Here is a 10619-nt window from a genome sequence, read left to right on the forward strand (position 1 = left end):
TATATCACAATAACATAGGTACATTTATGTACACATTTAACCGGCCCATATTTAGACTGGTTAAACCACTCCCCTATTTTAAGGTTCTAGTTTTATCAGTTCTACACATATCCTATAAGCACTGCTAAACGTCTAATAATAGCGTCACGTCTGCGTAAAATTGACGTTTTACTCATACCGTAATAATCGGCTATATCTTGCCATAAATAGCACCCAATAGGACAATCCCAATATCTTAAACGTATAATCTCTTTTGTTTCCTTATCTGCTTCCTCTATGAGTTGGTCTACACCCTCTACAATGTTGCATAACTTTTCATATTTTCGTTTCATTCCGTCATTAGCAGCTTCACTTGTAGTTCTTTGTAGTATTTCAAACTTTAGAATTCTCATCTCTTTACGATAATGTTCTATATCTTGTATATAACTCTCTAGCTTCTTAATATCGTATCTTTCAAGTTTCATCGGTACCTATATCATCTACAAAAATAGGAGTAACCATATTCACATCTACTTTATCTGTAAATATACTGTGATAACGACCTAATAAGTCACGTGCTTTTAAACGATCACTAGGCTTAATAGGTACGTCTACCTTTTCCACATGCTCATTATATACAAGATTCATACGTCCAGTGTCTGGATTACGTTCGAATGTGCCTTTTTTAACCACAACCTCTTTAGTCTCTGTCTCATCACCAATAGCTGATTTCGTAAGTAGATACAATATTTCTTTGGCAGACAAAATGGTATCGTCCATAATCTCATCTTTCTTACTTTTAATATATTCGTCCACCTTCTCTTTGCGCAGCAATCTACTCCCCGTTACATGTGCACTATTAGGGCTATATCCTGCCTTTATAGCGCTTTGCGTAACGTTGAGCGTCTTAATATACTCATTCGCAAATCGCTCTTGTTTGGGCGTTAATTTATCCATTTAACCACTCCTTATTTTCTATAATTTTATCTATTAATTGATTAGTAATTTGATTGATTCTGGTCACAGATAATTCAAATATATGTGCTATATCTTTGGTGGATCTACCACTACGCAAAAGTAAAAACAAAATCAATTCTCTATGTGTACAAACACGCTCTACTAATATTTCTAACTCGTTCATATAAATATGGTCGTCAGTATGTGTAGTTTGTGTAGGATATGTTTCTGGATCATCATTCAACATAAAGAAATCATCAGCAGAAACCTCTGGCTCAACATCATTCACGTAATTATGATAGTTTAATATGAATGTTTTAAGTGTTTCCTTATCTGGTTGAGCCATAGAAACTACACCACCATAGCTTGTTGTGGCTCACTAGCCTTTGTTATAGGCTTGTTAAGATAAACATTGTATAAATCTACCTGTAATCGTTCTATGAGCTCATACGCCTTAATACGCCCATTTGATTGTATGTATCTAACCACCTGTTGTTGTTCTTCTTTTGTATAGGTATTTAGCACCTGCTTTAATAAGGATAGGCGTACCGATGAATCATTTTTAAATCGTTTCAAATCAGCTTTCTTTTCACAAATCCATATCACAAGTTTATCAACTGGATATGAGACAGAAATCACTCCCATAATATCGTCACATGTCGTTATCGAAGTGCTTAAGTGGTACATTTCGCTTATATGTGACTGGGCCGATTTTATTTTAGAATTGATATACTTTGGATTATATTTGGTCAACAACTCATATTCTGAGATTTTTGTTTGTTGATACGGCGCACTAATATTTCCGTCCACAATGATACCCCCATTATATAGAATGAGCCTACCCAATAAAGGATAGGCATATGAGTAATGTTTTATTGTCTATAAGCGTAGGCTTGCTCTCTTGCGCCATCTTTTTTAGCTTTAGCATATTTTAATTGCTCGTTATATCTGTCTGCCAGTGGTTTGATAACAACGTAACCATCTTTATCTTTGTTAATGACTGAACCCCTGTTATCCATACCGATTTGTCTTAAAATATTATATTGATATGCTAAATCGTTATATTCTTCATTATTTTCATACGGGTGTAAAACCAATCGCTTTAATTGTATGAAAGTACCTGAAATTTGCCCTTGCTCATTTTCAGAAAAACGATTCTCATAAATATTTTGTAATAAACTTAATTCATATACACCTATCTCTTTAGGATCAGCATTTCTGACATAATCAATGATTTCTGAGTTATCGTAAAAAGAAAGCCGAGCTTTTAAATTTTGTCTATTAATTAATTCAGCTTGTGGGTTCGAAATATTTTCAGTTGTCGATTCCTTTTCAATTTCTTCTAAACGATTTTCAATATTCTTAATCTTATCACTAGCAAATTGCTTAAATTCATTTTCAATCTGTGTCACTTTTGGTTTTTGTTTCTCATCAATCGCATCTAATCTATAACCACGTTGATACATAATGAATGTTTCTTCTAAAAACTCATCTACTTTATCCAATAAATCTTTATATTTTCGATCATTAAAAAGTACGTCGTAGGCACTTCCCGTTTTGGTTGCGTTTGTATTGTACATATATAAACCTCTTTCGTTTTAATTTTATAATTCGATACGTTTTAAAGCCTCATAGCGTCTCATACTACCGTCTGCTAACTTCTTAAGATTTTGCATTGCTTGCTGCTTTTCTTTCTCAGTGGTGATGATATAGTGACCACGTTCGTGCTTTTTATAGCTGCACCCAATAGGGTAACCATAATCATCAATCAGCTTACTAATAGCATTTCTTAACCATCTTTCATTAGTTGAGTTGGATTCATACCCCATTAAGTTAAGTATCTTGGACTTAGTTATATACTTATCTTTTGAGTTTTGAATAGTATCATAAATCCTTAAATATTCTGTTGGTACTTTTGTTATTTCTTTTTCAATTACTTTCACGGTTATAACCTCCATTTTTTCTCGCGATGGACGTTACACGTAATAAAAATGTAAAAAGGAGTAGTTTTTTTACTTTGAAACGAGAATTCTTACTACCTTTATTATACTAAATTTGCACTCAAAATACAAACTTATGTTCTCTATTTTGTTGATTTTAATTATTTCTTATCATTCAATTTAAACACTGATATAACAATATTAATAAAGATTTTCATACACTTTCACAAACTCCCTTAATAAGAACAAACGTTCTATTATAGAGTGTATTTTTGCCCTTTGTGAAATTTTGGACACTTAGCTTTTTTTAGTTTATTTTTTCATCTAACCTTATCATTTTTTCTTAGTTACCTTTGTATAACCTTTGTATTTTTGCAAAGTCCAAATTTGGACCATGATAATTATTTCAGATATATTAAAATCAATTTTATCCCCCTAAAAAATTAGCATTATTTAGCATTATAAAAGCCATGCACCTACTAAGTGCATGACCTATAAATTTACGCTTTCACTCCATTGTAATAAGACTGTTTCAATTCATTCAGTCGCTTAATCAATGCCTTACTATCATCTTCATTCGCCTTCTCATTCTGAATAAACTCAGTAATGACTTTCAAGCCCTCAACTAATTCTGGTGCTGGTTCATTAATCCCAGTAGCTAACTGATACAACGTCTCCATATTACCTATAACATCTGCATTACTAGATTGAACGCCTTCAAGTTCATCTATATTGAAATCTCTACTCATATAGTCAAATATGTCACTGTTATTACTTTCTGCAAAAGTTTCCAGTCCATACATGAAATAATCATTATCAAACATGAAACTAGCCATCATATCGCTTATAGTGTCATGTGTGCCATCTGGTATTTCATAACCTGCATAATGCCCCTCAATACTTTCTATGAGCTTCTCAGTATGCTTTTCTGAGGCAATCTCAAAAGTTTTTCTCACTTCACAATCTTTTATCAATACATGAGCATACATTTTACCTTTACTTATTAGATACACAGTATTAAATGGATCATTGTATATCTTAAATGCAATAGGTAATTTATGACTACTTTCATGTAGTCCAGTAAAATATCTTAATAATGTTGCTGCTCTAGTTTCAAATTCATTTGCTATAATTTCAACGTTCATACTATACACGTTCCTTTCTTCTAATCATTAGATTTTCATTATCTTTTCCAACTTTACCGATACTTTTAAAATTATGACTTTCAAAATATTTTGTATTATTATCGCTTTCAGTCCATAAGCAAGACTCAAGATTGAGCTTTGTAGAAATTGCTAATACATCTTTTAGCAGCATTTTGCCATGTCCTTTTTTAAGTGAATTCAAATTATCTATTTCAATGATCCAACTAGTATTAAAATGTTGTTTAAATAACGGGTTCGGCTTTCTAATATTAAATTTTATGAGTGCTTTGAAATCTTTAGTAATCAATAATATATCCCCACCATCACAATAGAGATAGTATTTCTTGGTTAGTTGAATTACTTCCTGAATAAAAGTTTGGTGTGTTTCAGTAGGATTTGTTAAAAGGCTTATAATCAAACCTTTAGCTATGTTTTCTTGTTCCATCTTCACATGCTGCTGAAATTTATTATTATTTATAAACATCTTAAATTGTTGGTGTCCTATTTCTGTAATTGTTGGCATACTTGACCTCCATATTAAATTGTTGGGAACTATTCCCCGTTAAGTTCCCATATCTATTTTTTATTGGGAACTGTTCAAACCCTTGATGTATATAGTTTTAATAAACTTAGTTCCCGTTGTCCCCGTTAATTATTTTTATTGTTCTGTATTTTATAATTAATTACTCTAGTTATTTTTTTAATCATATATACTATTTATATATAAGTGGGAACTTCGGGAACTATTAGACTTAAAGCCCGATAATATAGTATTTATTGAGTTCCCGCTTATATCTTTTGAATGGGTACTCAACGGGAACTATTGGGAACTTATTAATAATCTGAATAAGGATAGTTTGAACTTGAAAAGTCGAACCCTAGTTCTTTAACTATTTCATTTTTTATAGCAAAACCTCTATGTTTAATATTTGAATGACTAATTTTCATTTGTAGACGGTCTTTTTCATTTTTAACTAAATAACCTTTTTTATCCCATTGTTTTGTTATAGTATGCATTTCATGGTCTAATATATCTTTCACTGTATCGCCTAAAATACATAGGTAACCACGTTTATATACTGCTTTAATCTCCCCATTTTTAACGTGACTATATCCATCTCCAGTTATATTATTTCGGTGAGCGTCTAAATATTGCAGCATATCCTCAAGCATTTGTTTAGGTTTATCTATCGTTTTATTATTCTTCAACATATTTTCATATGCTTGATTAATAATCTTATAGTAGTCATGTTCAAAGCCATCTATATCATTAAGAATTTCACCAGTAAGCTGTAATAAGGCAAAGCACTTCCCTATACGTTGCATTACTTCATTGATACCTTTTTCATTAAAATATCTTAAATAGCTTTCAAAACTTTCTTTATATTCATATTTTTTTGATTGATATTGTTTAATAAATTCAATTCCTAGCGTTCCGTAATTTTCTCTAAATTCATGATCTAATGAGATAAAATCAAAATTATCTGGGTAAGGTTGTTCTTCTAAAGTAACAACACGAGCTGATACACCTGCTTTATCTTCTGCCATATTCGTAATTGAGGCTTCACCAGTAGAAAGCATGATATTTTTCCATTCTTTCTTTTCATCAATAGTTAAATTCTTATTACTTCGGCTTTTACTTTCACCACTAGAATAATTGTAGACTGCATTAGCTATAAAATTAGGTGATATATTACGTGTATCATCTTTAAACATTGGAAAAGAGTTCAAAAATGCAGCCATAGCCTCAATGCTGTTTCTAGTAGAACTCCATGTAGTTGTAAGGTCGGTAGTCCCCCACACGCTAGCTACTAGATTTAAAGTGAATGTTTTACCTGTTGAAGTACTTCCAGCAAGTTCAACAATAAATGGCATAATATCAAATTCATAAAGCAATACCGAACCTAATGAGGCATATAACATCACCATAACCATAGGTAAATCTTTAATTTTTATAAATACTTTTTTTGAGTAATCTTCGATTGTCCCTTTAGATTTAAATGAATTGACTAGTTTTTGAAAACCTTTATCATTATTAAAAAACTTGATATTTTTATGTTCCATTTCATCTTTATAAGGATAAATAAAGTAATCTTTTACATGCCCTAATCGAGTTGCTACCTTTATATTGATAGGTGGACTATATCGCTTAGATTGATTGATATAATCAACTAATTTTGATGAAGTGTTTGAAGTTACATCTAGTTTTCTATTTGCTAGTTTAAGGAGTTGTCTATTATCTGTGATTTCTTCGGCAGTAACATTTAAATTTACCGGTATTCTATTATCAAAAAAGTGCATGTTATAACTCACTTCACCATTTTCAATATTTTCATACCTAGTATTGATTTCTGGAATAGTAGTAGTGATAAATCTTTCTTTATCTGGTTCACCATCTTTTCTACTTGGGATAATTTGATAAAGTGCTGCACCATAACTATTAGGTTTCACTTTGTAACCATCTGGAATAAGATTGGGAGTATATGTCTTTTTATTCATATTCTCTTTAATTTCATTCATAATTTCATCATTAGTAAAGTTCATAGAAAACCCCTCTCTAGTTGTTATAGTGTTTTTTCATAATTGAATAGAAAGTAGCATTTATCTCACGTTCATTCATTGGTGGTGTGCATGATTGTCCCCACATCTGAGCGAAAGAATAAATAATGTGTTCATTTACTCTATGTTGAAATAAGTGACCTAAAATACTTGCTAGTGAAGAATTACGCCCGCCTTCACTAACGCCAAATGCTTTTTCTTCCCAATGACTTGCGTCACGTCTTTTAAAGTTTCGATTAGAATTTTCTTCGCTAGAAATATCAAATAATTTAGCCCAATTTTTTAGTGTTGATTTATCTAAAATTGCAGCGTCATTATATTGAAATTCAAAAGGACTTTCATTACTTTTTCTGACCGGTAACGCCATAGCCCTAGATGGTTGATAACTGCCCTCATCAATTTTGCACGCAATTTTTTGTGCTAATGTTCTCACATATGCACGATATTCATTTGCACTTATACGCTCACTCAGTGGCACATACAAGCGTATTCTAGGACTGTTATTTGTGTGTCTGAATGTTGTATGCCAAAACCATGCAAAGCCCTCTAATTCGCTTTTAATTGACTTGTGTAGCATGTTTAAATCTTCTTCGTCATCATAATCAAGTACAAGTACATCTCTATAAAGTACATTGTCATTATTTCTATATTTTCGATATTCATTACCTTTATCATCTACACCATCAGCAACATCACCATATACTACTGTCCCTCTAGCGTACTTATTGCCATTATTTTGTGGAATTGATAAACGACTAATTAATTCACTCCACTTAGGTTGAGAGAAGTTTTTGAATGAAGTTGATTTTTCATTTCCATACCAAACCACACTCACTTGAGTATCGTTTTCTAATTGAATTATGCTCAATTTTATACCTCCATGTATTAAAACAAGAGCAAAGATGTTATAATACAAATGGAGTATTTTCTTATTGCTCTTGTATTTAATAAATATTTTAATTTATGCGTTATCTGATTCTGTCGTCAAACTTACATCAGATGCGCATTTTTCTATTTCATGAAACTTTTTAAGAATATCGTCAAATTCATTAAGGTATAGACCTAATAAATCTAAATGTTGCGTGTTATGAATAGCGTGTTCTCTGTACTTTAAACCATGTTCCAAAACTTGTTCTTTTGTTAAAGGATGACCACTTGCATTTTTGAAATATTCTTCGTCAAACCAAAAATGTGTAGTTTTTAGATCTTCAATTTTCTCTTTAACTATTTCTAAATCACTAAATAAATCTCTAATTTCCCAATTCATTATTCTGCGTCCTCCAAACTTTCAACAAAAATCGTCATTTCTTCAATAGCTATTTTTAATTCTGCAACATCATCTAAAGTTAGGAATTTGCTAATATTAGAACCTTCGTAAATGTTAGGGAAGTCTATAAAAATTTCTGTTGCTGATAGTAAATCTTCGTATTCTCGATAATCTGCAAGAATTTCTAAAATTTCGTTATCACTTAAATATGGATATTCACTTTTAATCACTGATACATTTTTAGCATGACGTTTTTGTAATAATTTAATCATTTTACTAGTATGTTTTTTACCATTCACTATATGTTCATAGTTCAATTTTCCTTTGATAGTTTTAAAATCTTGATTAGTTAAATTTTTCATCTTTTCATTTTCCTCTCTGAAATTATTTGTTGTGTTTAATTTTTGTTTATTGTTCATCTGGTTGAACCTCCAAGTTTTCATAATTTAATAATGCGATTGTGCTACCTAGTAGATAAATAGCAAACGCAACATGTACACCTAATAACCAACCACCTATGAATGAAATTACAGAAATTAACATTAGTCTGAATAAAAATTTGGCCATGTTATATCACCTTCAATCTTTTTATAAATATTTTTTGTGTTTACGTTTTAAAAATTCTTCAAACTTTTCTACATTCACAAGTGTGAGTGTGCTACTAATATCAAGATACATATTCTCAACACCTAAATTATCTTCATCATATGAAATAAGTAATCTGCGAATTGTCGAATAGCTACAATTAAATAATTCGCTTAATAATTTTGGCTTTGCGTATTTAACTGGGAATACAATTTGTTTTTCTTCTAATGCTGTATTCTGTTTGTTCGGTAAATCTTGCAATTTAGTATGTGGCATACAATCACTCCTTTTAATCAAATGCTACTTTTTGCAACTTTATTATCAAAAAAAATTTCATCAATAGTAATATCATTAAAACCATTTTCTACGAGTTTATTTTTTATCACTATTTTCTCAGTATCTTTAAAAGGTGTAATACCTTTTTCTTTATTCCTATATGCCTGAGTAGAAATATTTAATAAAGTTGACATTTGTTTTTGAGTGTATCCGATAAACTTTCTGTAACTCTCCACTTTACTCATTCCAAACCCTCCTTTGCTACTTTATGCTACAATTATATAACCACAGCTTTGAATTTGCAATACCTATTTTGAAACTTTTTGAAACTAATTCTTTTTATTTATTTAATGCAATGATATTATTGTTATAGGTTTAAACTTAGGAGGTTGCACAATTTTGAAAAGTACCCCTTTATCTAAAAATATCCAAATTATTCGAAAGGAAAACAATGAAACCTTAGAGGAATTTGGTAAGCGTTTTGATCCTATAGCGCATAAATCATTAGTTTCTAAATGGGAAAAAGGTTTATCTAAGCCAAATAATAAAAGATTAAAAGAAATTGCAAAATTAGCAAATATAAGTGTAGATCAGCTTATTTATGGTGATTTACTAATATTTTTAAATGATAACCTTAATTTAAAAAACGTAGAACAATATTTCAATAACTTAGATGGTTTAGTTAGACAAAATATTATAGATATGATCTATAATGTAAATAATTTTCAATATGCTGATATTTTCGATACAAATAATTATAAAAAGATTTTGGAACTATGTCAGAATACATTAGAATACGAAGTATTATTTTTTATAGACGAAGGTAAGAAAACTGTAAATAGTTTTAATGATAAAGATATAGCCACCCTCAAATTTAATGATAATATTTTGCTAGTTAGTAAATATTTAAATAATATTCCTATTAATAATGAGGATTATATAAAAGATTATCGTTTTATAGTCGATTATATTTCTAAAAAATACAAGTTTGATAATGAATTAATTAATAGACATGATCCTTTATTCGAAATTTACAATTTGTTATATGCTTACTTTAATAGTATTGGTGACAAAAAAGAATTGATAGAAAAAGCAATTGCTTTAATTGAAAAATTAGAAGTTCAAGGATATGAAAATAGTAGAATTGGCAATGCATTAATCAAATTTCTAGAAAATGACTACATTGAAACGCTGACTGATGAATTATAAATGAAAAATAACTATTAAACTATCCTTAATTTATTTGAAATGATTAACTGTAGCATGAGAAATACAATAAACTTTAAATGAATTTATCAAGGTGGTGATTCTATCGAACAATGTCTAATACACCATAGAAAAGTGAATATAAAAGGTAATAAATTTGGGAGTTAAAAATAAATGAAAAAAGTACTTTATTATTTTATATTAATATCCTCTTTCTTTATGATTATTGGCGGGATTAGTAAAGTTTCTCAAGATGGATTGACATTTCCAGATATTTTTATGTTTATAATTTTTATATCACTTATTGTATTTAGTATAATTAAATTGTTTAAACATAAGAACTTAGATTATAAAAGTAATAAATCCGATAATAACCACAAAAATATATCTAATTCTGAAACAACTCGATCAAACAACGTTCAATCAAATAGTCATATTAAGAAGAATAATGCCCCACGTGATACTGAAATCAATAATAGTAAAAAAGTGAAACAGCCAAAGCCAATAACAAATAGTAAAACTAATATATCAAATAAAAACAAAGTAAATTTGAATGAAAATGTTCAAAAACATAATAAAGTCTTAGTTTCAGAAAGTCAAGTCCAGACTCCTGAGTAAAATGCTATACAATTTTTTTACCATATCTACTTATCAAAAATGATGTATTTTCTTGAACAATAAATCCATTCATCATGTAGGTCCATA

General features: G+C 29.8%; 17 protein-coding genes. 2 read left to right on the forward strand and 15 right to left on the reverse strand.

Annotated features, from left to right (window positions below):
• Positions 1–101: 101 nt before the first annotated feature.
• From KA828_RS02985 to KA828_RS03055, 15 genes are all read right to left on the reverse strand, one after another.
• On the reverse strand, positions 102–464 hold the full coding sequence (locus tag KA828_RS02985; RefSeq protein WP_053028673.1) for a hypothetical protein: 363 nt from the start codon (positions 462–464) through the stop codon (positions 102–104).
• Entirely contained in the window at positions 454–936 is a 483-nt protein-coding gene (locus KA828_RS02990; RefSeq protein WP_174842031.1) for a terminase small subunit, read from the reverse strand. The genes KA828_RS02985 and KA828_RS02990 overlap by 11 nt, the downstream gene beginning before the upstream one ends.
• Positions 929–1282 carry a MarR family transcriptional regulator gene (locus tag KA828_RS02995; protein ID WP_210125374.1) on the reverse strand — a complete coding sequence of 118 codons (354 nt, stop codon included), beginning with the start codon at positions 1280–1282 and terminating at the stop codon, positions 929–931. Before KA828_RS02995 ends, KA828_RS02990 begins: the two co-directional genes overlap by 8 nt.
• Positions 1283–1287: 5 nt before the next feature.
• Positions 1288–1746 carry a pathogenicity island protein gene (locus KA828_RS03000; RefSeq protein WP_210125375.1) on the reverse strand — a complete coding sequence of 153 codons (459 nt, stop codon included), beginning with the start codon at positions 1744–1746 and terminating at the stop codon, positions 1288–1290.
• 62 nt (positions 1747–1808) lie between these two features.
• On the reverse strand, positions 1809–2516 hold the full coding sequence (locus tag KA828_RS03005; RefSeq protein ID WP_210125376.1) for a hypothetical protein: 708 nt from the start codon (positions 2514–2516) through the stop codon (positions 1809–1811).
• Between the two features lie 24 nt (positions 2517–2540).
• Entirely contained in the window at positions 2541–2879 is a 339-nt protein-coding gene (locus KA828_RS03010; protein WP_438873418.1) for a pathogenicity island protein, read from the reverse strand.
• 497 nt (positions 2880–3376) lie between these two features.
• The gene (locus KA828_RS03015; RefSeq protein ID WP_210125378.1) at positions 3377–4021 is read right to left on the reverse strand and encodes a pathogenicity island protein; all 645 of its coding nucleotides are present in this window, start codon (positions 4019–4021) and stop codon (positions 3377–3379) included.
• A gap of 1 nt (position 4022) precedes the next feature.
• Positions 4023–4544, reverse strand: a complete 522-nt coding sequence (locus KA828_RS03020; RefSeq protein ID WP_210125379.1) for a hypothetical protein — start codon at positions 4542–4544, stop codon at positions 4023–4025.
• A 311-nt stretch (positions 4545–4855) separates the two neighbouring features.
• A complete protein-coding gene (locus KA828_RS03025) occupies positions 4856–6565 on the reverse strand; it encodes a DUF927 domain-containing protein (RefSeq protein ID WP_210125380.1) in 1710 nt (569 codons plus the stop codon).
• Between the two features lie 13 nt (positions 6566–6578).
• Entirely contained in the window at positions 6579–7448 is an 870-nt protein-coding gene (locus tag KA828_RS03030; RefSeq protein ID WP_210125381.1) for a primase alpha helix C-terminal domain-containing protein, read from the reverse strand.
• A 93-nt stretch (positions 7449–7541) separates the two neighbouring features.
• A complete protein-coding gene (gene tscT, locus KA828_RS03035) occupies positions 7542–7847 on the reverse strand; it encodes a type II toxin-antitoxin system toxin TscT (protein WP_210125382.1) in 306 nt (101 codons plus the stop codon).
• Entirely contained in the window at positions 7847–8266 is a 420-nt protein-coding gene (locus KA828_RS03040; RefSeq protein WP_210125383.1) for a pathogenicity island protein, read from the reverse strand. Before KA828_RS03040 ends, tscT begins: the two co-directional genes overlap by 1 nt.
• The gene (locus KA828_RS03045; RefSeq protein WP_210125384.1) at positions 8256–8414 is read right to left on the reverse strand and encodes a hypothetical protein; all 159 of its coding nucleotides are present in this window, start codon (positions 8412–8414) and stop codon (positions 8256–8258) included. The genes KA828_RS03040 and KA828_RS03045 overlap by 11 nt, the downstream gene beginning before the upstream one ends.
• Positions 8415–8435: 21 nt before the next feature.
• Positions 8436–8708, reverse strand: coding sequence for a helix-turn-helix domain-containing protein (locus KA828_RS03050; protein ID WP_210125385.1), 273 nt, complete (start codon positions 8706–8708; stop codon positions 8436–8438).
• A gap of 17 nt (positions 8709–8725) precedes the next feature.
• Positions 8726–8953 carry a hypothetical protein gene (locus KA828_RS03055; protein WP_037558995.1) on the reverse strand — a complete coding sequence of 76 codons (228 nt, stop codon included), beginning with the start codon at positions 8951–8953 and terminating at the stop codon, positions 8726–8728.
• Positions 8954–9107: 154 nt separating this feature from the next.
• Between KA828_RS03055 and KA828_RS03060 the strand changes: the two genes are divergently transcribed.
• Positions 9108–9917 (forward strand): helix-turn-helix domain-containing protein, encoded by an 810-nt coding sequence (locus KA828_RS03060; RefSeq protein ID WP_210125386.1) that lies wholly within the window; start codon positions 9108–9110, stop codon positions 9915–9917.
• A gap of 171 nt (positions 9918–10088) precedes the next feature.
• Positions 10089–10532, forward strand: a complete 444-nt coding sequence (locus tag KA828_RS03065) for a hypothetical protein (RefSeq protein ID WP_245336024.1) — start codon at positions 10089–10091, stop codon at positions 10530–10532.
• Positions 10533–10619 lie beyond the last annotated feature (87 nt).

The organism is Staphylococcus sp. GDY8P85P (assembly GCF_017892405.1).
In the GTDB taxonomy this organism is placed as follows: Bacteria; Bacillota; Bacilli; order Staphylococcales; family Staphylococcaceae; genus Staphylococcus; species Staphylococcus borealis.